28 protein-coding genes and 2 pseudogenes are annotated in these 26,568 nt (G+C 64.3%); 16 read left to right on the plus strand and 14 right to left on the minus strand.

Annotated elements, in window-relative coordinates:
• Positions 1–27 precede the first annotated feature (27 nt).
• Positions 28–1,077, plus strand: coding sequence for a DUF1176 domain-containing protein (locus AC04SI_RS13435; protein WP_404277072.1), 1,050 nt, complete (start codon positions 28–30; stop codon positions 1,075–1,077).
• A 22-nt stretch (positions 1,078–1,099) separates the two neighbouring features.
• On the opposite strand, the gene AC04SI_RS13440 is transcribed toward AC04SI_RS13435, so the two are convergent.
• The 7 genes from AC04SI_RS13440 to AC04SI_RS13470 all read right to left on the minus strand — a co-directional run bounded on the left by AC04SI_RS13440 (position 1,100) and on the right by AC04SI_RS13470 (position 7,620).
• Entirely contained in the window at positions 1,100–1,954 is an 855-nt protein-coding gene (locus AC04SI_RS13440; RefSeq protein ID WP_404277139.1) for an alpha/beta hydrolase, read from the minus strand.
• Between the two features lie 236 nt (positions 1,955–2,190).
• On the minus strand, positions 2,191–3,801 hold the full coding sequence (locus tag AC04SI_RS13445; RefSeq protein ID WP_488474309.1) for an NTP transferase domain-containing protein: 1,611 nt from the start codon (positions 3,799–3,801) through the stop codon (positions 2,191–2,193).
• Entirely contained in the window at positions 3,798–4,502 is a 705-nt protein-coding gene (locus tag AC04SI_RS13450; protein WP_404277075.1) for an XdhC family protein, read from the minus strand. The genes AC04SI_RS13445 and AC04SI_RS13450 overlap by 4 nt, the downstream gene beginning before the upstream one ends.
• A gap of 5 nt (positions 4,503–4,507) precedes the next feature.
• A complete protein-coding gene (locus AC04SI_RS13455; RefSeq protein WP_006206050.1) occupies positions 4,508–4,846 on the minus strand; it encodes an XdhC family protein in 339 nt (112 codons plus the stop codon).
• Positions 4,847–4,907: 61 nt separating this feature from the next.
• Entirely contained in the window at positions 4,908–6,158 is a 1,251-nt protein-coding gene (locus tag AC04SI_RS13460) for a vWA domain-containing protein (RefSeq protein WP_404277076.1), read from the minus strand.
• 4 nt (positions 6,159–6,162) lie between these two features.
• The gene (locus AC04SI_RS13465) at positions 6,163–7,092 is read right to left on the minus strand and encodes an AAA family ATPase (protein WP_404277077.1); all 930 of its coding nucleotides are present in this window, start codon (positions 7,090–7,092) and stop codon (positions 6,163–6,165) included.
• A 33-nt stretch (positions 7,093–7,125) separates the two neighbouring features.
• A complete protein-coding gene (locus AC04SI_RS13470; protein WP_404277078.1) occupies positions 7,126–7,620 on the minus strand; it encodes a flavin reductase in 495 nt (164 codons plus the stop codon).
• 181 nt (positions 7,621–7,801) lie between these two features.
• On the opposite strand from AC04SI_RS13470, the gene AC04SI_RS13475 reads away from it, so the two are divergent.
• Both AC04SI_RS13475 and AC04SI_RS13480 read left to right on the plus strand, forming a co-directional pair.
• Positions 7,802–8,872: a branched-chain amino acid ABC transporter substrate-binding protein gene (locus AC04SI_RS13475; RefSeq protein ID WP_404277079.1), complete on the plus strand. Its 1,071-nt coding sequence runs from the start codon at positions 7,802–7,804 to the stop codon at positions 8,870–8,872.
• Positions 8,872–9,906: a P1 family peptidase gene (locus tag AC04SI_RS13480; protein WP_404277080.1), complete on the plus strand. Its 1,035-nt coding sequence runs from the start codon at positions 8,872–8,874 to the stop codon at positions 9,904–9,906. The genes AC04SI_RS13475 and AC04SI_RS13480 overlap by 1 nt, the downstream gene beginning before the upstream one ends.
• A 69-nt stretch (positions 9,907–9,975) precedes the next feature.
• Here AC04SI_RS13480 and AC04SI_RS13485 read toward each other — a convergent pair whose 3' ends face one another.
• Positions 9,976–10,230 (minus strand): DUF2171 domain-containing protein, encoded by a 255-nt coding sequence (locus AC04SI_RS13485; RefSeq protein ID WP_404277081.1) that lies wholly within the window; start codon positions 10,228–10,230, stop codon positions 9,976–9,978.
• Between the two features lie 130 nt (positions 10,231–10,360).
• On the opposite strand from AC04SI_RS13485, the pseudogene AC04SI_RS13490 reads away from it, so the two are divergent.
• From AC04SI_RS13490 to purB, 3 genes and pseudogenes are all read left to right on the plus strand, one after another.
• Positions 10,361–11,085, plus strand: a pseudogene (locus AC04SI_RS13490) (DUF2259 domain-containing protein).
• A 56-nt stretch (positions 11,086–11,141) separates the two neighbouring features.
• Positions 11,142–11,606 (plus strand): hypothetical protein, encoded by a 465-nt coding sequence (locus tag AC04SI_RS13495; protein ID WP_404277082.1) that lies wholly within the window; start codon positions 11,142–11,144, stop codon positions 11,604–11,606.
• 58 nt (positions 11,607–11,664) lie between these two features.
• Positions 11,665–12,972, plus strand: a complete 1,308-nt coding sequence (gene purB, locus AC04SI_RS13500; RefSeq protein ID WP_488474310.1) for an adenylosuccinate lyase — start codon at positions 11,665–11,667, stop codon at positions 12,970–12,972.
• A gap of 81 nt (positions 12,973–13,053) precedes the next feature.
• Here the strand turns inward: purB and AC04SI_RS13505 are convergent, their stop codons facing one another.
• On the minus strand, positions 13,054–13,866 hold the full coding sequence (locus AC04SI_RS13505) for a VOC family protein (protein ID WP_404277084.1): 813 nt from the start codon (positions 13,864–13,866) through the stop codon (positions 13,054–13,056).
• Between the two features lie 245 nt (positions 13,867–14,111).
• Between AC04SI_RS13505 and AC04SI_RS13510 the strand changes: the two genes are divergently transcribed.
• A complete protein-coding gene (locus AC04SI_RS13510; protein WP_404277142.1) occupies positions 14,112–14,669 on the plus strand; it encodes an RBBP9/YdeN family alpha/beta hydrolase in 558 nt (185 codons plus the stop codon).
• 34 nt (positions 14,670–14,703) lie between these two features.
• Here the strand turns inward: AC04SI_RS13510 and AC04SI_RS13515 are convergent, their stop codons facing one another.
• Together AC04SI_RS13515 and AC04SI_RS13520 are read right to left on the minus strand one after the other, a co-directional pair.
• Positions 14,704–15,477, minus strand: a complete 774-nt coding sequence (locus AC04SI_RS13515) for an HpcH/HpaI aldolase family protein (protein WP_436174742.1) — start codon at positions 15,475–15,477, stop codon at positions 14,704–14,706.
• Positions 15,478–15,636: 159 nt separating this feature from the next.
• Positions 15,637–15,957: a DUF1476 domain-containing protein gene (locus tag AC04SI_RS13520; protein WP_488474311.1), complete on the minus strand. Its 321-nt coding sequence runs from the start codon at positions 15,955–15,957 to the stop codon at positions 15,637–15,639.
• Positions 15,958–16,233: 276 nt separating this feature from the next.
• On the opposite strand from AC04SI_RS13520, the gene purC reads away from it, so the two are divergent.
• The 5 genes and pseudogenes from purC (at position 16,234) to AC04SI_RS13545 (ending at position 19,111) form a co-directional block, all read left to right on the plus strand.
• On the plus strand, positions 16,234–17,028 hold the full coding sequence (gene purC, locus AC04SI_RS13525) for a phosphoribosylaminoimidazolesuccinocarboxamide synthase (protein WP_008875498.1): 795 nt from the start codon (positions 16,234–16,236) through the stop codon (positions 17,026–17,028).
• Between the two features lie 67 nt (positions 17,029–17,095).
• Positions 17,096–17,335, plus strand: coding sequence for a phosphoribosylformylglycinamidine synthase subunit PurS (purS, locus tag AC04SI_RS13530; protein WP_006206034.1), 240 nt, complete (start codon positions 17,096–17,098; stop codon positions 17,333–17,335).
• Position 17,336: 1 nt separating this feature from the next.
• On the plus strand, positions 17,337–18,005 hold the full coding sequence (gene purQ / locus AC04SI_RS13535; protein ID WP_006206033.1) for a phosphoribosylformylglycinamidine synthase subunit PurQ: 669 nt from the start codon (positions 17,337–17,339) through the stop codon (positions 18,003–18,005).
• Positions 18,006–18,056: 51 nt separating this feature from the next.
• Complete coding sequence (locus tag AC04SI_RS13540; protein ID WP_488474312.1) at positions 18,057–18,464, plus strand: hypothetical protein; 408 nt, start codon at positions 18,057–18,059, stop codon at positions 18,462–18,464.
• 4 nt (positions 18,465–18,468) lie between these two features.
• A pseudogene (locus AC04SI_RS13545) lies at positions 18,469–19,111 on the plus strand (Pr6Pr family membrane protein).
• A gap of 31 nt (positions 19,112–19,142) precedes the next feature.
• Here AC04SI_RS13545 and AC04SI_RS13550 read toward each other — a convergent pair.
• Positions 19,143–19,394 (minus strand): DUF1127 domain-containing protein, encoded by a 252-nt coding sequence (locus AC04SI_RS13550; RefSeq protein ID WP_488474313.1) that lies wholly within the window; start codon positions 19,392–19,394, stop codon positions 19,143–19,145.
• A 93-nt stretch (positions 19,395–19,487) separates the two neighbouring features.
• Between AC04SI_RS13550 and AC04SI_RS13555 the strand changes: the two genes are divergently transcribed.
• From AC04SI_RS13555 to AC04SI_RS13570, 4 genes are all read left to right on the plus strand, one after another.
• A complete protein-coding gene (locus AC04SI_RS13555; protein ID WP_488474314.1) occupies positions 19,488–20,897 on the plus strand; it encodes an aminotransferase-like domain-containing protein in 1,410 nt (469 codons plus the stop codon).
• A gap of 152 nt (positions 20,898–21,049) precedes the next feature.
• Complete coding sequence (gene purL / locus AC04SI_RS13560; RefSeq protein WP_488474315.1) at positions 21,050–23,281, plus strand: phosphoribosylformylglycinamidine synthase subunit PurL; 2,232 nt, start codon at positions 21,050–21,052, stop codon at positions 23,279–23,281.
• Complete coding sequence (locus AC04SI_RS13565; RefSeq protein WP_488474316.1) at positions 23,278–23,805, plus strand: hypothetical protein; 528 nt, start codon at positions 23,278–23,280, stop codon at positions 23,803–23,805. Before purL ends, AC04SI_RS13565 begins: the two co-directional genes overlap by 4 nt.
• A gap of 93 nt (positions 23,806–23,898) precedes the next feature.
• A complete protein-coding gene (locus tag AC04SI_RS13570; RefSeq protein WP_023674714.1) occupies positions 23,899–24,132 on the plus strand; it encodes a BolA/IbaG family iron-sulfur metabolism protein in 234 nt (77 codons plus the stop codon).
• Between the two features lie 19 nt (positions 24,133–24,151).
• Here AC04SI_RS13570 and AC04SI_RS13575 read toward each other — a convergent pair whose 3' ends face one another.
• Both AC04SI_RS13575 and AC04SI_RS13580 read right to left on the minus strand, forming a co-directional pair.
• Positions 24,152–25,351 (minus strand): ZIP family metal transporter, encoded by a 1,200-nt coding sequence (locus tag AC04SI_RS13575; protein ID WP_404277109.1) that lies wholly within the window; start codon positions 25,349–25,351, stop codon positions 24,152–24,154.
• The gene (locus AC04SI_RS13580; RefSeq protein ID WP_404277111.1) at positions 25,348–26,478 is read right to left on the minus strand and encodes a multicopper oxidase domain-containing protein; all 1,131 of its coding nucleotides are present in this window, start codon (positions 26,476–26,478) and stop codon (positions 25,348–25,350) included. The genes AC04SI_RS13575 and AC04SI_RS13580 overlap by 4 nt, the downstream gene beginning before the upstream one ends.
• Positions 26,479–26,568: the final 90 nt, after the last annotated feature.

Consider the following 26,568-nt stretch of genomic DNA (forward strand, 5'->3'; position numbering starts at 1 on the left):
AATTTCCCCATCGACTGGAGATTCCCGATGAGAAGCGTCCTTTTCGCCGCGACCGCTTTTTTCTCCCTTGCCGCCATCAGCCAGACGGCATTCGCCGAAGATGTACCCTATGTCGACGACCGGTCGGACGCCGCTGCGGTCATCCGTTCGCTCTACAGCGCCATCAACCGGCATGAATTTGCCCGCGCCTGGGACTATTATGGCGATACCAAGCCGGCAAAGGATTTTGATACATTCGTCAAAGGCTATGACGGCACCGACAAGGTCGATGTCAAAACCGGCGCCGCCTCCAGTGACGGCGCTGCCGGCAGCATTTTCTACAATGTGCCGGTTGCCATCCAGGCCACCGACAAGAACGGCGAAGCAAAGGTCTTCGCAGGCTGCTACACGCTGCGCCAAGTCAACGCCGAGGTCCAGGAGCCGCCGTTCCGGCCGATCCTCATCGACAAGGGTGCGCTGAAACCCTCCACGGCCAATTTCCAGGACGCCGTGCCGGCAAGCTGCGGCGATGGCCCGCCGCCGCCGAAGCAGGACACGGTGCTGGAACAGGCCAAAAGGGCCTTCGTCGCCACCTATGGCGACCAGTGCGACAAGCAAACCCCGGACGGCAAGCCGACAACCGAGCCGGATGCATACAGCCTGCACTACAAGGATGCGAATGCCGGCGCCGACGCACCCGAACGCGAGACGCGGCTGTTCCGCTTCTTCTGCTCGATGGCTGCCTACAATGAAAGCGCGGTCTATTACATCGCTGATGACGTCATGGGCGTCAGGCAGTTGCAGTTCGCCTCGCCGGAACTCGACATCCGCTATGAAAACAACAACAGCGAAGGCAAGGTCGAGGCAGTCCACATCATCGGCTTCCAGACCGACGACCAGCTGGTCAATTCCGATTATGACGACAACACCAGGACGATCACGTCGATGAACAAATGGCGTGGCGTCGGCGACGCTTCGTCGACCGGCACCTATCTGTTCCGCAACGGCAATTTCTCGCTGGTGCAATATGATGTCGACGCATCGTATGACGGCGAAATCAACCCGCAGACCATTCTGGATTACAACACAGCGCCTTGAACGAGATCCGCGATGGCGCAGATCAACGCGCCTTGGTGAGCATCCAGTTGAGCGTGCCGCGCCAGTCGGTCATACGGATCGGCGTACCGTGGGTGCCGGTCTCGAAGCGGACGAAGCGGGTCGGATAGGGATAGGCCTTCGACCTGGCGATAATGGAGCGGAAGAAGGCTTCCTGCTTCTCCACGGGAAATACCGGATCCTTGCTGCCCTGACCGAAGAAGACCGGAACGTGACGCCTGAAGGCGGGGCTCGACAAGAAACTCTCATCCCATAGCGAGCCGAGCAGCAGCAGCCCGTCGATGCGCCGGCCGGTGTCGTTGCGGGCGGCAAGTTTCCAGCACAGCGAGCCGCCCATCGAGCCGCAGGCGACGAAGATTTTCGCTACCGGCGATTTCTCTGCATAGTGGTCGATGAGCGCCGCCACCTGTGCCGCGCCGGTGTCGCCGAAATCGGTGAAATCCGGGCTGAGATAAAGGCCGCCATTGCCGGCCATCAGGTTCTTGAGGCGATTGAAATTGCCGCCGAAGGTGAAGTCGTCGGCGCCTTGCTTACGGCTGCCGCCCTGCCCGTGCAGGTAGAGCACGATGATGCCCGCGCCCTCGGTCTTGCCGACGGCGATGTGCCTGACATCGCCGGCGTCGGTCTTCAGCATCAGGTCCTGCTGCACCTTGCGTACGCCGGTGTCGGTGTACTCCGCATGCACCCGCCGCTCCGGCACCTCGTCACGGGCATTGATGTCACGCATCTCGCGGTAGTCGATGACCGTATAGGCGCCGTTGTCGGCGGAGGAGAGCGTCGCCGGATAGGCGAAGAGATCGTCCTTGAAGGGTTTTAGTTCGAGCGCGTCGGCATGGGCGGCGGAAAACAGGAAAAATATCGAGACCAGAAGGGCATGGAGCGCGACCGCCCCCCTCTGACCTGCCGGCCATCTCCCCCTCAAGGGGGGAGATTGAATCCCACTCCGGCTTTCGCCAATCTCCAAGGCTGCATGATGGGCGCCGCCATTGAAGCTGCCAATCTCCCCCCTTGAGGGGGAGATGGCCGGCAGGCCAGAGGGGGGTGCGACGGTACGAATAGCCATGCCCAAGGCATGCGTTTTTCGGCTTCGGTTTGTCAATCCTGCAGCACGCCGCCGGCGCCTTCCAGCGCCTCGCGGGTGTCGACGTCGACAGCCGCCCCTTCGCCGATCTCGACATCGACGACATCAAGCCCTTCAGCCTCGACCAGATGGCGAGCGCCAGTGTCGCCTTCGAGATGCGCTATGGCCGGAAACAGTGACCGCGGCAGCAGCACCGGATTGCCGCGCCTGCCATCGTGGGCGGCGCGCACCACCGAGCGGCCACCGGATTTGCGGAATGCGTCGATCAGCCTGTCGAGATCGGCCGATGAGACGCCCGGCATGTCGCCGAGAACGATCATGGCGCCGGCAGCGTCGCCCGCAACCCATGCGATGCCGGCCTTCAACGAAGACGACAGGCCATCGGCGAAATCCGGATTGTCGGCCAGCGTGACATCGAGGCCGGACAAGGCGGCGCGTACCCGCTCGTGCTGGTGGCCAGTAACGACGATGGTGTTCGCGGCCAGCGAGCCGAGCGCACGCTCGGCGGCGCGGCGCACCAGCGGCTTGCCATCGAACAACGCCAGGAGCTTGTTCGGCCCGCCCATGCGGCTGGAGCGGCCGGCGGCCAGAAGCACGATATCGACCCTCAACTCGGCTCTTGCCGGCAGCGGCTCGCGCGGCTGCGGCCTGGTCGGGATTTCCATCAGCAGCCCGCCGACACCCATGCCGGCGATGTCGCCGGCCGTCACGTCGAGGCCGGCGATCAACCGGTCGAGAACCCAGTCGAAGCCGTTCTCCTTGGGGCTGCGGGCGCAGCCGGGCGCGCCGATGACGCGCTTGCCGTCAAGCGTGCCGAGCACCAGCAGATTGCCGGGATCGACGGGCATGCCCGCGCGGACGACAGTACCTCCGGCGTGTTCGATCGCTGCCGGAACGACATCGGCGAAGTCGCTCATCGCCGAAGCGCCGAAGATCACCACCATATCGTTGTCGCGCGCCAGCGAGGCCATGGCCTCCGCGACCGGCGCGATTTCGTGCGGCGTGCGGCGTTCCGCCGTCAGACGACCGCCCGAGCGTGCCAGCCGCGCCTCGGTGACGCGGAGCGTCTTGTCGAGCACGCTCGGCTTGACGCCGGGCAGCACGGTCTGGATGACGCCGACGCGCACCGGCCGGTAGGCGTTGACGGCGAAGATCTCGCCGCTGGTGCAGATGCCTGCCACCTTGTCGACCAGGGCGGCGGCAACGGCGAAGGGGATGATCTTCACCGTCGCCACCATCTGGCCCTTCTCGACCGGCGCGTGCTGCGCCAGCGTGGCGATGGTGATGGTCGGGTCGACGGCGTTGATGGCATCGATCATCGCCGCGTCGACGGTGAAGACACCGGCCGTCTCGGCATGGAGGTTGACCCGGCCGGTCGCGGCGGGCTTCGCTTCGATGTTGCGATGGCTCATGCTGGCGGCGATCATTTCAGCCGCCGCATCCTCGCCGAGATCATCGGCGGCCAACACCGCTGCGACGACCTCGTTTATCCCGGCGGCCTTCAGCGCCGACACATCGTCGACGCTCAGCCTGTGCGCCTTGCGAAAACGCCGCTCGCCGGCCGTGGTGGCGTGCGCCAGCACCGCACCTTCCGCCTGATCGATCGGAACCGGACCGAATTTCACGCCACCGCGCCTTTGCTCTCCAGGCCGCGCGAGCGAAAGGCGTGAATCGCTTGCGCCAGCACGGCGACGGCGATCTCGGCCGGGCTCGCAGCACCGATGTCGAGGCCGATCGGCGCGTGAATGCGGGCGATCTGGTCGGCGGTCACGCCCAATGCCAGCAGGCGCTCGACACGCTTGGCGTGCGTCTTGCGGCTGCCAAGCGCGCCAACATAGAAGCAATTGGCGTCGAGTGCTGCCTTCAGAGCGAAATCGTCGATCTTGGGGTCATGGGTGACGGCGGCGAGCGCCGTGTAACTGTCCAACGGCTGGCGCGCGAGCACATCCTCCGGCCATTCGGCATGCAGCGCGACATCTGGAAAGCGGTCCGACGTGGCGAAGGCGGTGCGCGGATCGATGATCTCGACCGGATAGCCGGCGATCTTCGCCATCGGCGCCAAGGCCTGGCTGATATGCACGGCGCCGATCACCACCAGGCGCGGCTGCGGCAGATGGGCGTTGAGAAAGAAGGTTCGCCCCTCGGCCTCGACCGAACCGGAATTGCCGGTGCGAAACGCCCTGGCGATCGCCGCTCCCAAATCACCTGCGACTTGGTCGCCTTCGCGCACGATGCGATCGCGCCCGTCACCAAGGTCGGTGACCAGGATCGCCGCACGGCGGGCGCGGCGTTCGGCATTCAATGTCTTGAGCGCGTACGGATCCATAAGGCTCAGCCCAGGCGTTCCACATAGACCTTGATGCGGCCGCCGCAGGACAGGCCGACCTGCCAGGCGGTTTCGTCGGCGACGCCGAACTCGAGCATCTTCGCCTTGCCAGAGCCGATGACGTCGATCGCCTCGGTCACCACCGCGCCCTCGACGCAGCCGCCCGAGACCGAGCCATGGAAATTGCCGTCCGCGTCGATGACCAGATGGCTGCCGACAGGACGCGGCGCCGAACCCCAGGTTTCTACCACGGTAGCGATGGCGACATCCTTGCCGTCCTTCATCCAGCCCTCCGCGATGATCAGGGGATCGCGGGCCTCATCGAGATAGATGCTGTTTTCCATGATCGTTTCTCTTGAAGTCTGTTTTTCTCTGAAAGTCTGTTTCTAGATAGGCAACATATGGCTATGCGGCGCGCCTGGCGCCAGCGTCCAGCCAGCGGCGCGGATCGACCGAGCCGGCCGACTTCTTGTCCAGCGAGGCGCAGAGATCGGCCAGCGCATCGAGGTTGTGCGCCGAGCGGAATTCGTCGACATGCGGCAGCATCGCCTTGACGCCGCGGGCGCGCGCCTCGAAGCCGTCGAAGCGCAGCAGCGGGTTCAGCCAGATCAGCCGCCGGCAGGATTTGTGCAGGCGCTCCATCTCCTCCGACAGGCCGGCTACATCGTCGCGCTCAAGCCCGTCGGTGATCAGAAGCACCACCGCGCCCTGTCCCAATACACGGCGTGACCACAGGCGGTTGAACTCGGCCAGCGTGTCGCCGATGCGGGTGCCGCCCGACCAGTCCTTCACCGCCGCCGAACAATCGGCAAGTGCCTGGTCGGGATCGCGATGGCGCATCTGCCGCGTCAGATTGGTCAGCCTGGTGCCGAACACGAAGGCGTGTACGCGCCGGCGCTTTTCCGTCAGCGCATGCAGAAAGTGCAAAAAAATGCGCGTGTACTGGCTCATCGATCCGGAAATATCGGCCAGCACCACCAGCGGCGGATGGACCTCGCGGGCGGAGCGGAATTTCGGCAGGATCAGCTCGCCACCGGTGCGCGCGGCCGAGCGCATCGTGGCGCGCGGATCGACACGGCGGCCATGCGCATCGGCCTTGAAGCGCCGTGTTCTGACCATGTCGAAGGGCAGCCGCAACTGAGCGATCGCCTTCTTGGCATCGGCCATCTCGACGGCGTCCATCTGGGCAAAGTCCTTGCCGCGCAGCACCTCGTTGCCGGAGAAGGTGAAACGGGCGTCGACCTCGATCTCCGGGATTTCCTGCACCGGCTGGTTCTTCTGATGACCCTCGAACATCGCCTGGCTGACGCGGTTTTCGGCGGCGCGTGGCTTCTGCTTCTTTTTGACGTCCGGGGCAACGGGTGAAAACATCGCCAGCATCTTTTCGATCAGCTCGCGCGATTTCCAGAACAGCCGGAAGGCTTCGTCGAAGGTCGGATGATCCTCGTGCCTGGAAACCAGCACGGCATGCAGTGTCCAGTAGAAATCGTCGCGCGACCCGATGCCGGCGGCGAGCATCGCCTCGATCGCGTCCTTGACCGAGGCCGGTCCGACCCGCATGCCGGCCTTGCGCAAGGTGCGGGCGAAATAGACGATGTTGTCGGCGATCCGCCCGTCCACTGTCGCCTCTCCGGGGTCGGGACGCGGCGCCTTCATTGCTCTACTCCGCCGCCGCGAGCTCGGCCTTGACCTCGTCGAGGATACGCCGGCCCTCGCCCGCGCCGATGCGGGCAATGTCGTCCTGGTATTTCAACAGCACGCCGATCGTGTCGGACACGGTTTCGGGATCGAGCGCTACCTTGTCGAGCTCGGTCAGCGCGCCGGCCCAGTCGATGGTCTCGGCAACGCCCGGCGCCTTGAACAGTTCGACCTGGCGCAGCTTCTGGATGAACGACACCACTTCGGCCGAAAGCCGGCTGTTGGCCTGCGGCACCTTCCTGTGCACGATCTCGAGCTCGCGCTCGGCATTGGGATAGTCGACCCAGTGGTAGAGGCAGCGCCGCTTCAGCGCGTCGTGGATCTCGCGGGTGCGATTGGTGGTGATGATGACGATCGGCGGCTCTTCCGCCCTGATCGTGCCGAGTTCCGGCACCGTCACCTGGAAATCGGAAAGGATCTCGAGCAGGAACGCCTCGAAGGCCTCGTCGGTGCGGTCGAGCTCATCGATCAGGAACACCGGCGCCGCACCCGCCTTGCCCGTCAGCGCATCGAGCACCGGGCGGCGGATCAGGTATTTTTCGGAGAATACATTGCGCTCCATGTCGGAGCGTACGACCTTGCCGGCCGCCTCCTCCATGCGGATCTCGATCATCTGCGCGGCATAGTTCCACTCATAGACGGCGGAAGAGACGTCGAGCCCTTCATAGCATTGCAGGCGGATCAGCCGGCGGCCGAGCGCCTGCGCCAGCACCTTGGCGATCTCAGTCTTGCCGACGCCGGCCTCGCCTTCGAGGAACAGCGGCCGCTGCATGCGCAGCGATAAAAACAGCACGGTTGCTAGCGACCGATCCGCCACATAGTCCGCGCCGGTCAGGAGATCGAGCGTCTCGTCGATCGTCCGCGGCGCCGGGCGCGGTTTCAGCTCGGTCATCCTGTCTCCGTGGCTGCGGCCCATTCAGAGCCTCTAGAGCGCGTGATAGGCGCGGTCGTGATAGATCAGCGGCCGCAAATTATCGCCGATGCGCAGGCCTGTCACCTTGCCAAAAAGCACACGGTGGGTGGCCAGATCCTTGGTGTCGAACAGCTCGCAGTCGAACACGGCGAGTGCACCCTTCAAGGTCGGCGCGCCGGTCGAGATGACATCCCACTCGCCGAGCGCGAAACGCTCCTCGACCGGCAGTCCGGTCATGCCGGAAAACCCGATCGACAGCGGTTCCTGGTGCGAAGCCAGCGTATTCAATGCGAATCTGCCGTTTTTCACGAAAGGCTCGTTCTTGGGATTCTCGCGGTTGAGGCAGACAAGGACCGTTGGCGGCGTGTCCGACACCGAACAGGCCGCGATGACCGTCGCACCACGCCTGCCGGCGGGGCCGTCGGTGGTCACCACATGGACGTGGCCGGCAAAATGCGCCATCGCGTCGCGATAGGCCTGCGGCCCGATGTCGTTCTTCTTCAGCACTGATGATTTTCCACAAGTCGAAACCCGATCGTTATATATGGCGGCATACGGCATGCCACAAGCGAAGTGCTTGACCCACATCCCGAAATTCGCGTGTTGCACCCGGGACGAGCAGCCTTTAGGTCTTGGCGGGAAGAGGCGCCGGGAGCATGCATCCGGCACGGAGGAATTCTTCGTCAGAATGCGACCCTGGACAGCGACGATAGCGGCACTGCTCTGGCTGCTCCCTGCAGGTGTCAGCGCCCAGACACTGCTTGTCGGCGTCGCCGCACCTCTGTCTGGCCCGTCTGAGATCCTCGGCAAGCAGATCGAGGCCGGGGCCAGCCTTGCGGCCGAGGCTGATGGTGCCGAAATCAAGACGGTCGACGATGCCTGCACGGCCGACGGCGGCGCTGCCGCCGCACGCGACTTCGCCGCCGCGAAAGTCAGCGTGGTCGTCGGCTTTCTCTGCACCGAAGCGATCGAGGCGGCGCTGCCGATCCTCAAGGACGCCGGCATACCGATCATCACCGTCGGCGTGCGCACCGAAAGCCTGACCGACCGGCGCGCCAAGACCGGCTGGCCGGTCTATCGGCTCGGCCCGCGCGGCGACGACGAGCGCAATGCCGTCGCCACCATCCTTACCAAGCTCTGGCAGAAGGAGCTTTTCGCCATCGTCGACGACGGCACCATCTACGGCCGCGAGATCGCCGAGACGCTAAGGGCAGCAGCCGAGCAGGCGAGGCTGAAACCGGTGTTCGTCGACACGTTCCGGCCGCAGCTCGACAACCAGATCGGGCTGATCGGCCGGCTGAAGAAGTCAGGCGCGACGCATGTCTTCGCCGGCGGCGACGGCGACGACATAGCCATCATGGGCCGCGATGCCGGCCAGCTCGATGCCGGCATGACCTTTGCCGGCGGCGAGAATATGCGCACGCCGCCGGGCGACGGACCCTATGCGGCGGGTACGCTGATGATCGCCCCGCCCGAATGGGCCGATGTCGCCGACCCCAAGGTGCTCGAGGCATTCACTGCAAAGAGTATCATTCCAGAAGGTTACGCGCTGCCCGCCTATGCGGCGGTCGAGATCGCCAGGGCGGCCGTGGCGGCGGCCGAAACCTCCGGCAAACCGCTGGCGGAGCTGCTCACCGCGCATGACTTCACCACTGCGATCGGGCCGGTCCGTTTCGACGAAAAGGGCGATCTCAGCCAGAACCCCTACCGCGCCTTCCGTTTCGACGGGACGCGTTTCGTGCCTTTCGAGACGCAGTGATGTTCCGCACCGGCCCGCGCAACCTGATCACCGATGTCGCCGGCCTGCGCGTCGGCAATGCCGCCGACGCCAGGCTGAAGTCGGGCGTGACCGCCCTGCTTTGCGACGAACCGGCGGTGGCCGGCGTGCAGGTGCTGGGCGGCGCACCCGGCACGCGCGAGACCGACCTGCTCGAGCCGCAGAATTCCATCGAGGCGATCCATGCCGTTGTGCTCTCGGGCGGCTCGGCCTTTGGGCTCGATGCCGCATCCGGCGTGCAGGCGGCCTTGCGCGAGAGGAACATCGGCGTCGAGGTCGGCGGCTTTCGCGTGCCGATCGTGCCGGCGGCGATCCTGTTCGACCTGCGCAATGGCGGGGACAAGGACTGGGGCCGCTATCCGCCCTACCGCGAGCTCGGCTACGAAGCCGCCCAGGCCGCCGCGGCCGACTTTGCCCTCGGCACGGCTGGCGCCGGCACCGGCGCGCAGACGTCAGGGCTGAAGGGCGGACTCGGTTCGGCTTCACTGCTGCTGGAAAGCGGCGTCACCATCGGCGCGCTCGCCGCCGTCAACCCGACCGGCTCGGTGACCGTCGGGCCAAGCCGGCACTTCTGGGCGGCACCTTTCGAGATCGGCGACGAGTTCGGCGGGCTTGGCTATCCCTCGCCGATGCCGGAAGACGCAAGACGGATCCTGTTGAAGTTCCGCGACCGGAAGTTCATCGGAAAGGATAGCGAGAGGCAGGTGGAGACCGGCGGCAACACCACCATCGCCGTGATCGCCACGGACGCCGTCCTCACCAAGGCCGCCGCCAAGCGTCTGGCGATATCGGCGCATGACGGCTTCGTGCGCGCCATCTGGCCGACGCACACGCCGGCCGATGGCGATCTGGTGTTCGCTCTGGCGACCGGCAGGAGCGGCATTCAGCTTTCAGCCAACGACGCCATCGACCTCTATGCGGCGGCCGGCGCCACCATGGCGCGTGCCATCAGCCGCGGTGTGCATGCCGCCACGCCAGCCGACGGCGATCTGTTTCCGGTCTGGTCGTCGCGCTAAGACAATTCCAGGAAAGTGCGCAGCGGTTTTCCGTCCGGAATTGCGTAAAACAAATGCGCGCCGGCGCATTCAGACTGGGTCGGACTTTTCTTCCTCGAAGGTCACCGCGACATCCGAATTGGCCGACAGCCATACTTTCTTGCCGTCGACTTCGGCGACAAGGCTCAAGGGAATATAGTGATGATGTCCCTTGTGGGTGCCCTCGCCGCTATCGGCTTTTGTCAGCTTGATCCGCTTTCCCTCGACCTTGTCGACGGTGCCGACATAGACGCCATCGGCGCCGACCACTTCCATATGCTCGCGAATTTTGCTGGCGTCGGTCATGATGCTTCTCCATTAGGCTGCCGACAATAACAATCGACCGCCCGATTGGATGCATCGCCATCGCCCCGGCACGTCCTGTTCACCATGACGTGATAGGGGTGTCCAATCCTTTCAGCTGGAGCGAAAGCCAATGCGAATTCCTGTTCTGATCGGCGCCTGGCTGGTCGCGCAGCTCGCAGTCACCATCCCCGCCAGTGCCGGCGATGTCGCCGAGCTTGAAATCCTCGGCTTCACCAAGGATGGCGGCGTCTTCGCCTTCGAGGAGTATGGCGTCCAGGACGGATCGGGATTCCCCTATGCCAATCGCTACTACATCGACATCAATGACGACACATTCCTGAAGGGCACTCCGATCAAGGTTCGGCTCGACGACGAGAACGCCACGCTCGAGGCGGCGCGCCTGCAGGCCCGCCAGAAAGGCGAAGCGATCGTCAGCCAAGCGGAGCTCACCGCCAATCGCGGCATCACCGCCGGCTTCAACCCGGTGACCGAACTCTCGGCCGATCCGTTCCGCATGGTGGTCAATCCAAGGCCGATCTTCTCGCCGGTCGATCCCCCGCTCGAATTCCGGCTCGACGAGATCGGTATGAACGACACCGAGCGCTGCCAGAGCCTGGGTGAGATCAACGGCTTCGCCTGCTGCGCATCGAGGCGAAGGATGGCGACCAAACGCATCTGTTGCATGAGGACAAATCGATTCCCCAAAGCCGAGGCTGCCCGAACGGCTACCAGATCGGTGCGGTGCAGACATTCTCGCTCGACAGTCTCAGCGCCTATGCCGTGCTGATCGCTGTCCGGCAATACGGCTTCGAAGGGCCGGATTTTCGCTGGATCGCGGTGACCGGCCGCCTGTGACACCGCTTCCTCAACCCACCATGCGCATTCGCACCCGAGGCCGTCTGCGGAGCGCCTTGCCATCGCTGCGCACTGCACTTCTCGGCGCCGTGTTGTGGGGCGTGACGATGGGCGCCAGCGCGTTGATCAATCTCCTGCTGGACGATTGGGAAACGCCGGCCAAGATCCGCTTTGTGTCGCTGCTCTATGCCGCTGGTGGCGTTCTGGCATTCCCGGTCGGCCTGTTTCTGGCGCGGCTTGTTTCGCGAGGCCGGCACTGGGAGGTTGCGCTTGCCGCTGCCTTCGTCTGTCTGCTCGCCGCGACGCTCGCCTTCACCGGCGCGCTGTTTGCCCTGCAGTACCGTTCCTACTATGCCGAATGGCATGCGCCGGCATTCACCATCACCTGGGCATTCGAGCTGGTGTTCACGGGATTGACCGCGCTGTACCAGTTCGTCGTTCTCGGCATCCGGCTCTATTTTCCGCTCGGTTTCGCGGCACTCGCTGTCGCCAGCGTCTGGTTTGCGCGCCAGCGGCGTTGAGCATTTGGCCAGCCTCTGTTAGGACGCGGGCGAAACCCTCGTATGTCAGGACTGACCGATGATCCCTCGCTATTCCCGACCGGAAATGGTCGCCATCTGGTCGCCCGAAACCCGCTTCCGCATCTGGTTCGAGATCGAGGCCTATGCCTGCGACGCGCTGGCCGAGCTTGGCGTCATTCCCAAGGAAGCCGCGAAAATCATCTGGGAAAAGGGCGGTGCGGCGAAATTCGACGTCGAGGCGATCGACGAGATCGAACGCGTCACCAAGCATGACGTCATCGCCTTCCTGACCCATCTCGGCGAATTCGTCGGACCGGATGCCCGCTTCATCCACCAGGGCATGACTTCGTCGGACGTGCTCGACACCTGCTTTGCCGTGCAGCTCACCCGCGCCAGCGACATCCTGCTCGCCGACATCGACGGCTTGCTCGCCGCGCTCAAGCGCCGAGCCTTCGAGCACAAGGACACCGTCACCATCGGCCGCAGCCACGGCATCCATGCCGAGCCGACGACCTTCGGCGTCAAGCTGGCGCAAGCCTATGCCGAATTCGCGCGCTGCCGCGAGCGGCTGGTGCATGCGCGCGAAGACATCGCTACCTGCGCCATCTCGGGCGCGGTCGGCACTTTCGCCAACATCGATCCCTATGTCGAAGAGCATGTGGCGAAAAAGCTTGGGCTGAAGCCGGAGCCGGTGTCGACGCAGGTGATCCCGCGCGATCGCCACGCCATGTTCTTTGCCACGCTCGGTGTCATCGCCTCGTCGATCGAGCGGCTGGCGATCGAAATCCGCCATCTCCAGCGCACCGAGGTGCTGGAGGCGGAGGAGTATTTCTCGCCGGGACAAAAAGGCTCGTCGGCGATGCCGCACAAGCGCAACCCGGTGCTGACCGAAAACCTCACCGGCCTGGCCCGCATGGTGCGCGCCTTCGCGCTGCCGGCGATGGAGAATGTGGCGCTCTGGCACGAGCGCGACATTTCGCATTCCTCGGTCGAGCGCATGATCGGGCCGGACGCCACGGTGACGCTCGATTTCGCGCTGTCGCGGCTGACCAGCGTCGTCGACAAGCTGTTGGTCTATCCCGACAACATGCTGAAGAACATGAACAAGTTCCGCGGCCTGGTGCATTCGCAGCGCGTGCTCCTGGCGCTGACCCAGGCCGGCGTCAGCCGCGAGGACGCCTACCGGCTGGTGCAGCGCAACGCCATGAAGGTGTGGGAACAAGGCGCTGATTTCCTTGAGGAGCTTTTGGCCGACAAGGAGGTCACGGCTGCCTTGCCCGAAGCCGAGATCCGCGAAAAGTTCGACCTCGGCTACCACACCAAGCATGTCGACACGATCTTCAAGCGGGTGTTTGGAGAGGCCTGAGCGTTCGAGCAGACATTCGCAAAAAAGCCCGCCTGACGTTGTCGGCGGGCTTTTTTGGTTCGGTCGTCGATCAGGCGATGGTCAGGCTTTGCCGGGAACGGTCCGGATCACTGTGCCCCACGGATCCTCGCGGGTCGTTTCACTAGCAATATTGTCCGATCGCATCTCGACCCAGGCCAGGCCCGAGAGGGCGGGATCGCGGCGGCCGGCGCCGGAACTCTGCCAGGCATTGGCGCCGATGTGGTGGTGATAGCCGCCTGACGACAGGAATACCGCCTGGCCGCCATACTTCGCCACAGTGTCGAAGCCGAATTCCTGGTTCCACCAGGCCTCGGCCTCTTCCGGCCGGCCGACGCGCAGATGCACATGGCCGACAATGCTGTTTTCCGGTGCGCCCTGCCATCCCGCGTCGTCGACCGGAACGTCGGCGACAACGGACGGAATGTTCAGCCGCTCGGTCGCCATGGCGATCTTGTCGCCGTTCCACTTCCAGTCCTGCGGCTGGCGGTCGGCATAGATCTCGATGCCGTTGCCCTCGGGGTCGGTCAGGTACAGCGCCTCGCTGACCAGATGGTCCGATGCGCCCTCGATGCCGATCTTGTTGGCGATGGCATGGTTGATCCAGCGGCCAAGGTCTGCCCGGCTGGGCAGCAGGAAGGCCGTGTGGAACAGGCCGGCGCTACGCGGATCGTCGGGCTTCGCCGCCGCATCCGGCTCGATGACGAGCAACGGGCGATTGGCGGCGCCCAGCGTGATCGCGCCGTCGGCGCGGCTCAATTCCTGCAGGCCGACGACCTGACGATAGTAGGCAGCCAGGCTTTCGGCGTCGCGCGCCTTCAACCCGACGCGGGAAACGCTCACCGGGGTGGTGGCGGCAAAAGGCAGTTCGCTCATCATTGACTCCGTTCGGGCGGCGCTCGTCGAAGCTCCGAAAGCCAGAAGCCCGGCGCCACCGATGATTGTACGTCGTGTCAGTGCCAAAATCCCGGTCCTTCACGGCTGCTTGTTGTCCCATGTCAGATCGTCGATCGCGATCGTTCACACAAGATGGCAAGAAGCGAACAAGGTGTTCACTATTGTGATCGCCAACGTCATTCGAGATGGTTGCACCCGGCATCGGCGCTCGCTACATGCGCGCCATGAAGGTCAAGGACGCAGATATTCTCATCGTGCCGGGTTACACCAATTCCGGCCCAGAGCATTGGCAGAGCCGCTGGCAGTCGAAACTGTCGACGGCGCGCCGGGTCGAGCAGGCGGAATGGTCGAAGCCGGTGCGCGAGGACTGGACGGCGAATGTTGCCAAGGCGGTCAACGAGGCCGAACGGCCGGTCGTAATCGTCGCGCATTCGCTGGGCGTCGCGACAGCAGTCCAGGCGATGCCGCAGTTCCAGCGGCCGGTCGCCGGTGCCTTTTTCGTGGCGCCGCCCGACGTTGCAAACCCTGATATCAGGCCGAGGCACCTGATGACCTTCGGCCCCTACCCGCGCGAGCCCCTGACCTTCCCCTCGGTGGTAATCGCCAGCCGCAACGATCCCTTCTGCGCCTTCGACGTCGCAGAGGACATTGCCGGGGCTTGGGGCTCATTGTTCATCGACGCCGGCGATGCCGGCCATCTCAATGCGGATTCCGGCTTCGGCCCGTGGCCGGAGGGCTCGATGACCTTCGCCAAATTCCTGACCGATCTCAAAGAGCCCTGAGGCGCGTCAGACAGCGCTTGGCGCGCCCGCGCCGTCAGTTGCCGATCGAATCCCGCATGCTCTTCAGCAAGGTCTTGGCGCCGAGCGCGATCAGCGCATGATCCGAGCCCATGGCCAGCAGCCGGTAGCCCATCGCCACCACGCGGCCGGCGACGGCCGGCTCGATGACGTAGATCGCCGCATGCTTGCCGGCCTTGCGTGTGCGTTCGGCGATCGAGGCGACCGTCTCCATCATGCTTTCCAGCGTCGAATTGACGGTGGCGCCGTTCGACCAGGCGATCGAGAAATCCGACGGGCCGACGAAGATGCCGTCGATGCCTGGCGTGTCGAGGATGCCGTCGAGCGCCTCGAAGGCGGCGCGCGTTTCGACCATCGCAAACGCCATCGTGCGCTGGTTGGTGTCGCGCAGCCATTCGGCATGGTCGCCCTTGCCGTGGCGCGGGAAGGCGTAGGTCGGCCCCCAGGAGCGCTCACCCATTGGCGGGTATTTCATCGCGGCAGCGAAAAGCCTGGCATCGGCCACCGAATTCACCATCGGCGCGATCACCGCCTCAGCGCCGAAATCGAGCGCCCGGCTCGCCATGTCGAAACGGCCGACCGGGATGCGCACCAGCGCCGGCTTGTTGGCGGCGAGCACCGGCACCAGGCCGCGCAGCACGCTGTCCTCGTGATGGCCGCCATGCTGCATGTCGAGCGTGACGGCATCGAAGCCCTGTTTGGCGACGATCTCCACCGTGAGCGCGTCCGGAACTCCAGACCATGCGGTGAACAGCGTTTCATCCGCCGCAAGGCGTGATTTCAGGGACATCAGCTCTTTCCTTGTTAGCAATCGCAGTTTCAGCCGGAAACGGCGGCAAAGGCAAAGAAAAACCGCCCGGCCGGGCCGGGCGGTCGATTGGTCCAGATAAAGGCTCTATCGAAGCATGATCTTTTCCGAAAACCGGCCTCCACTTTTCGGGATCATGCTCTAGGTGTTCTTGATCTGCTCGATCGCCTGCGCCATCAACTCATCCATGGTGCGGCGGATCTGATGATCGGACTGGGCAACGCCGGCCGCATCGAAATCCGCGCGGATCTTCCGGAAAACGTCATGATCGCCGGCTTCCTCGATGTCGGCCACGACCACTTCCTTGGCATAGGTTTCGGCATCGGCGCCCGACTTGCCGAGCTTCGAGGCTGCCCACAGGCCAAGTGCCTTGTTGCGGCGGGCCGAAGCCTTGAAGCGGAGTTCCTCATCGAAGGCGAATTTGCGCTCGAAGCCCTCTTCGCGGTCTTTCATGCTGCTCATGGCGTCCCTCCGGGTCAAATCCGATTCGTTGGCGGTGAATATGTGTGTTGCCGAAGCACAAACCAAAAGGCCGCGGGCCGGTCAATATGCTACATCATTTGCTGCGCTGCGGCATTTCGGTCCCGAAACCGGTTGATTGAAAGGATTTGCCGATTGAGCAAACAGTGCGATTGGGATAGACACCGGCATTGAACACCGCCGTCTGTACACTAATTTAGGCAGACGGAGAGGAACTGGTCGCTTGCCGCCTGCCCGGAAATCCAGAGAAAAAATCAGATGAAAAATCGCCGCCGCATTTATGAAGGCAAGGCCAAGATCCTCTATGAGGGCCCTGAGCCGGGGACGCTGATCCAGTTTTTCAAGGACGACGCCACCGCCTTCAACAAGAAGAAACACGAGGTCGTGGACGGCAAGGGCGTGCTCAACAACCGCATTTCCGAGCACATCTTCAACCATCTCAACCGGATGGGCATTCCCACCCACTTCATCCGCCGGCTCAATATGCGCGAGCAGCTGATCAAGGAAGTCGAGATCATCCCGCTCGAAGTGGTCGTGCGCAACGTCGCCGCCGGGTCGCTGGCCAAGCGCCTCGGCATCGAGGAAGGCACCGTGCTGCCGCGCTCGATCATCGAATTCTATTACAAGGCCGACGCGCTCGACGATCCGATGGTGTCGGAAGAGCACATCACCGCCTTCGGCTGGGCAAGCCCGCAGGAGATCGACGACGTCATGGCGCTGGCCATCCGCGTCAACGACTTCCTCTCCGGCCTGTTCATGGGCGTCGGCATCCAGCTCGTCGACTTCAAGATCGAGTGCGGCCGCCTGTTCGAGGGTGACATGATGCGCATCGTCGTCGCCGACGAGATCTCGCCCGATTCCTGCCGGCTGTGGGACGTGGCGACGCAGGACAAGCTCGACAAGGACCGCTTCCGCCGCGACATGGGCGGGCTGGTCGAAGCCTATCAGGAAGTTGCCCGCCGCCTCGGCATCATGAACGAGAACGAGCCGCCGCGCCCGACCGGGCCAGTGCTGGTCGCGTCCAGCGAGCCGCCCAAGGGCATGAAGCACTAATTACCAAACCGGGCTTGCCTGTAACGGCGAGCCCGGCGCAGACCGTATTGATTTCTCAGGAGCATCGATGAAAGCCCGTATCACCGTCACCCTCAAGAACGGCGTGCTCGACCCGCAAGGCAAGGCGATCGAACATGCGCTGTCCGGGCTGGGTTTTGACGGCGTCGGCCAGGTGCGCCAGGGCAAGGTGTTCGACGTCGAGCTCGCCGAGACCGACACGGCCAAGGCCGAGGCCGATCTCAAGGCCATGTGCGACAAGCTTCTGGCGAACACCGTGATTGAGAATTACGCTGTGGAGATCGCCTGAGGTGAAATCAGCCGTCGTCCTCCTGCCTGGCCTCAACCGCGACCGCGACATGATCGCGGCGCTGACCAAGATTTCCGGCAAGGCGCCGGCCACCGTCTGGCAGACCGACACCGAAATCCCGGATGTCGACCTGATCGCCATTCCTGGCGGCTTTTCGTTCGGCGACTATCTGCGCTGCGGCGCGATCGCCGCGCGCATGCCGGTCATGCGGGCGGTTGCCGAAAAGGCGGCCAAGGGCGTCATGGTCATCGGCGTCTGCAACGGCTTCCAGATCCTGGTCGAAGCTGGCCTGCTGCCCGGCGCCTTGATGCGCAATTCGTCGCTGAAATTCGTCTGCCGGCAGGTGAAGCTCAAGATCGACAACGCCAACACCATGTTCACCCGCCGCTACCAGCCGGGCCAGATTATCCGCTCGCCGGTGGCGCACCACGACGGCAATTACTTCGCCGATGCCGAGACGCTGGCCCGCATCGAAGGCGAAGGACAGGTGGTGTTCCGCTACGCCGAAGGCACCAATCCCAACGGCTCGATCAACGATATTGCTGGCATCATCAACGACAAGGGCAATGTTCTGGGCCTGATGCCGCATCCCGAGAACCTGATCGAGGCGGCGCATGGCGGCAGCGACGGCCGGGCGTTGTTCGAAGGTGCCCTCGGCATCGCCGCCTGATTTTTTTCACCTGAAGAATCCCTTCTGAACGCGAGACAGGGCGGCCTGACCATGAGACTGACGATTGCTCACCTTGCTCTCTTGGCCGCCGGTCTTGCGCTAACCTCCTGCCAGTCGAGCCCGAAGAGCACACCGGTCCCGTCGGGCAAGAGCGCGTCGCTGCTTGCCATGGAACAGGTGGCGATCGCCGCCCACAAATGCTGGATCGCTAGCAAGGATCCGGCCTTCAAATCCTATCAGATGGCCAACGAGTTGAATTCGTTCAGCGGCACGCCGCGCTTCCTGCTGGTTCCGGCCAAGCACTATGGCGGCAAGCCGTTGCTGGTGGTGCAGGCGCAGGGCAATTCGAGCCGGGTCGACGTGTTCGGTCCGCTGATGGCCGACCCGCTTGGCGCCCGCATCGGCTCGGACATCGCCCGCTGGCAGACGGGCAATTCCTCCTGTGCGGCGGCCGCATAGGGCAATGGGCCGCTTCCTGCAGATCGCCGGGCTGGTCATCGGTCTGGCCGGGCTTGTCCTGCAGTTCTGCATCACCATCCCGGCGTCAATGGAAGCCGGCCGCAGCCTGCTTGGCTCCATCGTCTTCCTGTTCAGCTTCTTCACCATCCTGACCAACATCGGCGCGGTGCTCGTCCACACCTCGCTGCTGTCGTCCAGCGGCTATGCCTGGCTGCCGGCCTTTGCCGGGCCACGGATACGAGCCGGCGTGGCGATCGCCATCACGCTGGTCTTCATCGTCTACGCAACGGTTCTGGCGCAGCTTTGGCAGCCGCAGGGGCTGTTCCTGCTTTGCGACGTCCTGCTGCACTATGTGACGCCGGCGCTGTTCGTGCTGTGGTGGCTTATCGCCGGCGCCGACGGCACGACGCGCTGGAGCGACATTTCCTGGTGGATGGTTTATCCGATCGCCTACCTGATCTATGCGCTGGCGCGGGCGCCGTTCGCCGGCGAAGTGCCCCTACCCGTTCCTCGACGTTGCCAAGAACGGCGCGGCCAGCGTCAATGTTTCGGCGCTGGCCGCGACCGGACTTTTTCTGGTGCTGTGCATCATCGCCGTCCTGGCCGACCACGCTGTGGCGCGCGCCAGGGGATCAAAAGCCCGCTAGACCTGCGCGGAAGGTGCGAGCCCGGCAGAGCTCAATCCCAGAACGGCCTCAGGCCTTCGCGATGGGCATCGCAGCGCGAAACGCCGATGTCCTTGAGCTGCTCGTCGGTCATTTCCAGCAAAGCCAGCCGGCTGCGCCGGCGCTCCAGCAGCCTGGCGACCCACATGGTGAGCGAGCGGACCATACGCATGAGACGGCGGCCGTGGGTCGGCCGTGCCGACGGGCGTTGCGTCTGCCCGATCCATTCAGTTCCCGCGTAGCGAATTGTCTCGATTGTATCCATTGTCATTCTGCCAAGTGTTGCAATTGTACCTATTTCTGTGCATCTTCGATATGGATTGACTCATTGATCGGTGCAATATACAAAATTGTCACCATGACAAATTGGCTTCCCGATCTCACCGCCGGCTCCGGCCCTCTCTACCAGCGTCTTGCTGACAGCATTGAGTCAGATATCGATCGCGGCGTCATCGACGCCGGGGCAAAACTGCCGCCGCAGCGCGACCTCGCCTACGATATCGGCACCACCGTCGGCACCATCGGCCGGGCCTACCAGTTGCTGCGCGAGCGCGGGCTGGTCAGCGGCGAGGTCGGCCGCGGCACCTACGTGCTCGCCCAGCAGTCTGAAACGAAGTCCGATCTCTCGCCGCCCGATGTGCAGGGCACGCGCTTTATCGACGCGCCGAGCGGCAAGCTGCGCTTCGACAGCACGGCCGCGCCCGACATCGGTCAGGGCGCCATCATCGCCGAAGTGCTGTCGCGCATAGCGCAGGAGCATCCGTACGACATTTCGAGCTACACGCGAGATTTCCCGGCGCGCTGGTACCAGGCCGGCGCCCGCTGGCTGTCGCGGAACTCGTTCAAGCCGGCCGCCGATGCCATCGTGCCGACGCTCGGCACCCATGCAGCGGTGATGGCCGCCATCGCCGCGCTGACCACGCCCGGTGACTATGTCGCCTTCGAGCACCTCACCTATTCGCAGATCTCGCGCAGCGCCGGCCTGATCGGCCGCAGGACCGCGTTGGTGGCGTCCGACGAGGGCGGTATCGATCCCGATGATTTCGAGCGCGTCTGCGCGCAAAAGCACCCGAAGATGATGTTTTTGATGCCGACGGCCAAGAATCCGACGCTGGTGACGCTGTCGGCGGATCGCCGGCAGGCGATCGCGCGCGTCGCCCGTGAGTACAATGTCGTGCTGATCGAGGACGATCTTTACGGCGACCTGACCGACGATCCGACGCCGCTGCTCGCGGAATATGCGCCTGAAAGAACCATCGTTGCCGGCGGGCTGTCGAAATCTGTGGCTGCCGGCGTTCGCGGCGGCTGGCTCGCCTGTCCGCCGGCCTACCGCCATCGCATCCGCGTCGCCCACAAGATGATGACCGGCGGCCTCCCCTTCCTGCTGGCCGAGGTCGGCACAAGGCTGGTGCTGTCAGGCCAGGCCAGCGATATCCGCAAGCGCTGCATCGCCGAAATCGGCGCGCGCATCGCCATCGTGCGCGAGACGCTTGCCGGTTTCGACGTCAAGGCCAGGGACAGCGTGCCTTTCGTCTGGCTTACCTTGCCCGATCCCTGGCTGTCCGGCACTTTCAAGAATGCCTGCCTCGAGCATGGCGTGCTCATCGACGACGAGGACGAGTTCAAGGCCGGCCGCTCCGAGCAGGTCTTCCACGGTGTCCGTTTCGGCGTTTCGCAGCCAAGGCAGAGCAAGGATGTCGCCGGCGGCGTCGCGGTCATTCGGCGACTGCTCGACGAAGGCCGCGCCGGCTACGACAGTTTTTCCTGATTTCGCCCCCGCCCTCCGCCAAGCCTGCCAGCGAGCAAGCGCCAGCCTGTGGTTTTCCGGCGTTTTTCGTCATTCGATGGGGTGTATCGCGCGGAAGCTTGCGATAAGAGGGGACTCAAAATCCCCGCTCCCACGGATACAAATCGCCGCCCATGACCATTTCCAATTCCGTGCCGATCACCCCGGAACTCATCGCCTCGCATGGGCTGAGGCCCGACGAATACCAGCGCATCCTCGATCTGGTCGGGCGCGAGCCGAGCTTCACCGAACTTGGCATCTTCTCGGCGATGTGGAACGAGCACTGTTCCTACAAATCCTCGAAGAAGTGGCTGCGCACGCTGCCCACCACCGGACCGCAGGTCATCCAGGGTCCGGGCGAGAATGCCGGTGTGGTCGACATTGGTGACGGCGATTGCGTCGTGTTCAAGATGGAGAGCCACAACCATCCGTCCTACATCGAGCCCTACCAGGGGGCGGCGACCGGCGTCGGCGGCATTTTGCGCGACGTCTTCACCATGGGTGCGCGGCCGGTAGCGGCGATGAACGCGCTACGCTTCGGCGCGCCGGACCATCCCAAGACCCGCCATCTGGTCGCCGGTGTGGTTTCCGGCGTCGGCGGCTACGGCAATTCCTTCGGCGTGCCGACGGTCGGCGGCGAGGTCAATTTCGACGCCCGCTACAATGGCAACATCCTGGTCAATGCCTTTGCCGCCGGCCTGGCCAAGACGGACGCCATCTTCCTGTCCGAGGCCAAGGGCGTCGGCCTGCCGGTCGTCTATCTCGGCGCCAAGACCGGCCGCGACGGCGTCGGCGGCGCCACCATGGCGTCGGCCGAATTCGACGACAAGATCGAGGAGAAGCGCCCGACCGTACAGGTCGGTGATCCCTTCACCGAAAAGTGCCTGCTCGAAGCCTGCCTCGAACTGATGGCGTCCGGTGCGGTCATCGCCATCCAGGACATGGGTGCGGCCGGCCTCACCTGTTCGGCGGTCGAGATGGGTGCCAAGGGCGACCTCGGCATCGAGCTCGACCTCGACAGAGTGCCGGTGCGCGAGGAGCGCATGAGCGCCTATGAGATGATGCTGTCGGAGAGCCAGGAGCGCATGCTGATGGTGCTGCGCCCGGAAAAAGAGAAGGAAGCCGAGGCGATCTTCCACAAATGGGGTCTCGACTTCGCCATCGTCGGCAAGACCACCGACGATTTGCGTTTCCGCGTCATTCACCAGGGCAATGAGGTCGCCAATCTGCCGATCAAGGATCTCGGCGACCAGGCGCCCGAGTACGATCGTCCGTGGGTCGAGCCGAAGAAGCCAGCGCCGCTGGCTGCAGGCGACGCGCCAAAAGCGGATGTCGCCGATGCCTTGCTCAAGATGCTTGGCGGGCCGGACCTGTCGTCGCGCCGCTGGGTGTGGGAGCAGTACGACACGCTGATCCAGGGCAATTCGCTGCAGCTTCCAGGCGGTGACGCCGGCGTTGTCCGTGTCGAGGGCCATCCGACCAAGGCGCTCGCCTTCTCCTCCGACGTGACACCGCGCTATTGCGAGGCCGACCCGTATGAAGGCGGCAAGCAGGCGGTGGCCGAATGCTGGCGCAACCTGACCGCCACCGGCGCGCTGCCGCTGGCCGCCACCGACAATCTCAATTTCGGCAATCCGGAACGGCCCGAGATCATGGGCCAGTTGGTCGGCGCGGTGAAAGGCATCGGCGACGCCTGCCGCGCGCTCGGCTTCCCGATCGTCTCCGGCAACGTCTCGCTCTACAACGAAACCAACGGCCGCGGCATCCTGCCGACACCGACCATCGGCGGCGTCGGGCTGATCGCCGACTGGTCGAAGATGGCGCGGATCGGCTTTGCCGCCGAAGGCCAGATGATCATACTGGTCGGTGCGCCGTCCATGTGGGGAACCCATCTCGGCCAGTCCGTCTATATGCGCGACATCCATGGCCGCGCGGACGGCCCGCCGCCGCCGGTCGACCTCGAGCATGAAAAGCGCGTCGGCGATCATGTGCGCGCGCTGATCGCTTCCGGCGTGGTGACCGCGGCGCATGACGTCTCCGATGGCGGCATCGCCGTGGCGCTGGCCGAAATGGCGATGGCGTCGGGCATCGGCGCCACCGTTCCCGGGCTTACCGGCACCGACCCCATCCCGGTCTGGTTCGGCGAGGATCAGGGCCGCTATCTGCTGACGCTGTCCATCGACCCGCAGAGCGGCGAATGGGACAAGATTCGTCAAGACCAGGGCAAGCTCGGCATCTTCGCGCCGTGGATCGGCTCGACTGGCGGCCGCGACCTGAAACTCGGCGAAGCACGCGCGATCCCGGTCAGCGACCTGATAGCCGCTCACGAAGGCTGGTTCCCGCGCTTCATGGATCAGGCCATTTGACCACCAAGCTGGCCGTCCGGGCGCTGCTTGCAGTTGTCTTCTGGCCGTCGCTGTTCTTCTTCTGGTTTCTCGGACCGTTCGTCTTTTTCCTGCTGTCGACGACCGGAAGCGAAGTTTGCCCCCGCCTGGAAACGCGGGCGGAGTTTCTTGCCGCGGCCAACGGCACGATTTTGATGTTGGCCGTCCAGAGCCTCGTCTATGCAGTGCCGATCCTGTGCCTGGTTTTCTGGCAACGGCTTGCACCGGAACCGGCGAGGGCACGGCACATCGTCACCCGCGTCAAGCTTTTTGCCGTTACCGTCGTCATCGGCGTGCTGTGGGCGTATGGCTCCTCGCTCGTCTGCGACGGCTATGGCCAGGCGTTTTTCTCGCCGCTCTGGCAGTGGACGAGTTTTCTTCCCATCGTCAATGTTGTGATCAACGTTCCGCTTTATGTGCTGACCTTCAGCCTTGGCCGCGCCTTCTCGACACGCGAGGATATGCCCGCGGATGACGCGGTTCCTCCAGATCAGGACATTACCTGAGCCTTCATTGGTCTTTGGCGCTGGCGGACGGAACTGCTTCAATCCGAACGAGAAAGGCTTTAGGCTCACCCCGACTCTCACTAGGATTTTGCCATGGCAATGGACGCGCACGACATCGAACGGCTGATCAAGGAAGGCATCCCGGACGCCAAGGTGACGATTCGCGACCTCGCCGGCGACGGCGACCACTATGCGGCCGAAGTGGTGGCCGAGAGCTTTCGCGGCAAGAGCCGCGTCCAGCAGCACCAGATGGTCTATGACGCGCTGAAGGGCAATATGGGCGGCGTGCTGCATGCGCTGGCCCTACAAACCAGCGTGCCCGACTGAACCTCGAGACCGGCGCTGTTCAGATCTTTACCAGCATCGCCGTGAGGTACATGAAGCCAACTCCGGCCGCCAAACCAGCCATCGCGGCCGGTGCGAGCAAGGCGCGCGTGCCGTCGGTCCGCTGGCGAAGCTGCATCGACACGAGCTCGACGATCACCTGCAGGATTGCCCCGGCGCCGACCGCCAGCGCCAGCGCCGACCATTGCGGGGCATAGGCAAGGCTGCCGATCCACAGGCCGATCACGGCGGGGCCGCCCGCCAGCAGCGTCAGCGCGGCGAAGGTCCGCAATGGCGGCCGTTGCTTCAGGATCGGGGCGGCAATGCCGATACCCTCGGTGATGTTGTGCAGTGTGAAGCCGAGCACGAGAAAGGTGCCCAGCCCCGCAGCGCCCGAGGCGAAGGCGGCGCCGATCGCCAGCCCTTCGCCGAGATTGTGCAAGCCAATGCCGAGCGCGATGAAGGTGGCCAAAGCCAGGCCGGTCGGCGTTCCGCTCCGCCGGCCCGCAGCCATCAGCAGAAGGAAACTGGCCGTGGCGGCGAGAACGATCATCGTCGGTCCCTGGAACAGGGCGGCGGCCTCGCCGGCCAGTTCGAACGCATCCTCCAGGGCATCGACGAACAGGAAGGCGAGCAACCCGACAGTGAGCGACAGAAGGAAGTCCATGCCGCTGCGTCCAACGCCGCGGAGCGCGGGATAGAACATCAGGCCGATCGCCACCGGCAGGATGCCGACGAAGGCGCCAAGCACCGCCTGCGCGGCGAAGCTCAGCGAATCGCGTGTCGGCGTTGGTACGGCGACGGCGATCTCATGCCGGAACGTCGTCCCGGTGCTGGTCACGACGTTGATCGCATGCGCCTCTCCTAGCACCCAGGGATATGGCAGGCTGATCCAGGCCGTGGCGCCGCGCGCGATCGGTCCCGGCGGATCCTGCGTGAACTGCCAGTAGGCATCGTCGACCTGGACCTGCGCGATGGTCATCGGTTCCGATCCGCCGGCGCGGATGAGAACGCGGATGCCGTCCGCGCCCAGGATCGTCCGCTCGAAAGTGAGGTTCTCGACCGCCGGCGCGCCATTGCGGAAGCTCGACAGCGGGTCCGAGGAGACCAGCCAGGCGATGGCCAGCCCGAGCACGACGAGCGGCAGCGCGACCCAGAGCAGATAGGCCGACCTTGGGCGGTCGGCGCGCGTGTCGGCAGAAGTCCGGCCCAGATCGGTCACGACACGGCCTCCACGACGTCGAACATGCCGGACCAGCCGAGTTCAGTGAATTCCGACTGGTGAGGATGGAACATGTAGAGCCCTGGCTCATGCTCCCGGAAATGGAACTCGAGGATGCCGCGCTCGGCCTGGCACTGGGTGATCAAGTCGACCGTCTTGAGCGTGGGCGTGAGCGTCGTACCCTGATTGTAGTAGTCGAAGAAATTGGCATGCAGGTGGAAGGAGTTGATCGGGTCGAACTCGACGACATTGACGAGATAGATGCGGACCGGCTTGTCCTTCATCACCCGGATCGGCTTCTTCGCATAGGCGTGAGCGACCGTGTTGACGGCGTAGACCTCATTCTCATTGTCGAAGTTGGTGTCGAAGGCATTCATGACCATGACGAATTCCTGCCAGCCGGCATTCTCGGGCGTGCCGAGCAGGCGCGAGCGGGCGACCGCTTCGTGCTCCGGATGCCGGGCCGGATCGGGGTCGATCACGAAGGCGCCGTACATGCCCTTCTGGATGTGCCGCTTCAGCGGCAGGGCGTGGCAGTGGTAGAGATGACAGCCAAACGGCCTGGCATCGAACTCGTAGACGAACTCCTCGCCCGGCCCGATCAGGCCGGCGCCCGGAACGCCGTCCATGCGCGCGGCATGGATGCCGTGAAAATGCATCGAATGCGGATGCGAGCCCTGGTTGCGGAAGACGATCCTCAGCCGCTCGCCCTCGGTCGCTCGTAAAGTCGGTCCCGGCACACGGCCATTGTAGGTCCAGGCCGGGAACATGATGCCCGGCGCGATCTCGATCTCCTTGTCCTCGGCCGTGACCTCGAAGGTGCGAAGCGTCCGCCCGTCCGGCAGTGTCGACACCGTCCCGGTATACCAGTCGCTCAGCAGCTTCGACGGATCGAAGCCGTTGCGGGCGTCATCGACCTCGCCGACCGTGATCATCGAACCATGGGCCGAGAGATGCGCCGGCTGCGCTTCAGCGGCAGCGGCCGCCGGCATCTCGTGACCGGCGTGGCTTGTCTGCCCGCGGGCGGCACTCGCCGCGACCGCCGTGCCGCCGGCAGCCATAAGGCCACCGGCCAGAAGCAGCCTTCGATCGAGCTTTCGCTCCAGCAAGGATTTCGTTTCGTGCATGCCTGCGTTCCTCCAGATCGCGGCGAGGATAGCGTATGCTTCAAGATTTAGCTATAGCTATATTCGGCAGCGGCCAATTGACGCCGGACA

It is taken from the genome of Mesorhizobium sp. CNPSo 4689, assembly GCF_057784325.1.

Excerpts from the sequence above, each read along its gene's own strand:
- AC04SI_RS13505 (WP_404277084.1), bottom strand. The coding sequence starts at position 13,866 with ATGAGCGAACTGCCTTTTGCCGCCACCACCCCGGTGAGCGTTTCCCGC.
- purB (WP_488474310.1), top strand. The coding sequence starts at position 11,665 with ATGATCCCTCGCTATTCCCGACCGGAAATGGTCGCCATCTGGTCGCCC.
- AC04SI_RS13450 (WP_404277075.1), bottom strand. The coding sequence starts at position 4,502 with ATGGATCCGTACGCGCTCAAGACATTGAATGCCGAACGCCGCGCCCGC.
- AC04SI_RS13520 (WP_488474311.1), bottom strand. The coding sequence starts at position 15,957 with ATGAGCAGCATGAAAGACCGCGAAGAGGGCTTCGAGCGCAAATTCGCC.
- AC04SI_RS13555 (WP_488474314.1), top strand. The coding sequence starts at position 19,488 with ATGACAAATTGGCTTCCCGATCTCACCGCCGGCTCCGGCCCTCTCTAC.
- AC04SI_RS13475 (WP_404277079.1), top strand. The coding sequence starts at position 7,802 with ATGCGACCCTGGACAGCGACGATAGCGGCACTGCTCTGGCTGCTCCCT.
- purC (WP_008875498.1), top strand. The coding sequence starts at position 16,234 with ATGAAAAATCGCCGCCGCATTTATGAAGGCAAGGCCAAGATCCTCTAT.
- AC04SI_RS13460 (WP_404277076.1), bottom strand. The coding sequence starts at position 6,158 with ATGAAGGCGCCGCGTCCCGACCCCGGAGAGGCGACAGTGGACGGGCGG.
- AC04SI_RS13540 (WP_488474312.1), top strand. The coding sequence starts at position 18,057 with ATGAGACTGACGATTGCTCACCTTGCTCTCTTGGCCGCCGGTCTTGCG.
- AC04SI_RS13515 (WP_436174742.1), bottom strand. The coding sequence starts at position 15,477 with ATGTCCCTGAAATCACGCCTTGCGGCGGATGAAACGCTGTTCACCGCA.
- AC04SI_RS13485 (WP_404277081.1), bottom strand. The coding sequence starts at position 10,230 with ATGACCGACGCCAGCAAAATTCGCGAGCATATGGAAGTGGTCGGCGCC.
- AC04SI_RS13580 (WP_404277111.1), bottom strand. The coding sequence starts at position 26,478 with ATGCACGAAACGAAATCCTTGCTGGAGCGAAAGCTCGATCGAAGGCTG.
- AC04SI_RS13435 (WP_404277072.1), top strand. The coding sequence starts at position 28 with ATGAGAAGCGTCCTTTTCGCCGCGACCGCTTTTTTCTCCCTTGCCGCC.
- AC04SI_RS13570 (WP_023674714.1), top strand. The coding sequence starts at position 23,899 with ATGGCAATGGACGCGCACGACATCGAACGGCTGATCAAGGAAGGCATC.
- AC04SI_RS13480 (WP_404277080.1), top strand. The coding sequence starts at position 8,872 with ATGTTCCGCACCGGCCCGCGCAACCTGATCACCGATGTCGCCGGCCTG.
- AC04SI_RS13455 (WP_006206050.1), bottom strand. The coding sequence starts at position 4,846 with ATGGAAAACAGCATCTATCTCGATGAGGCCCGCGATCCCCTGATCATC.
- AC04SI_RS13465 (WP_404277077.1), bottom strand. The coding sequence starts at position 7,092 with ATGACCGAGCTGAAACCGCGCCCGGCGCCGCGGACGATCGACGAGACG.
- AC04SI_RS13510 (WP_404277142.1), top strand. The coding sequence starts at position 14,112 with ATGAAGGTCAAGGACGCAGATATTCTCATCGTGCCGGGTTACACCAAT.
- purL (WP_488474315.1), top strand. The coding sequence starts at position 21,050 with ATGACCATTTCCAATTCCGTGCCGATCACCCCGGAACTCATCGCCTCG.
- purS (WP_006206034.1), top strand. The coding sequence starts at position 17,096 with ATGAAAGCCCGTATCACCGTCACCCTCAAGAACGGCGTGCTCGACCCG.
- AC04SI_RS13550 (WP_488474313.1), bottom strand. The coding sequence starts at position 19,394 with ATGGATACAATCGAGACAATTCGCTACGCGGGAACTGAATGGATCGGG.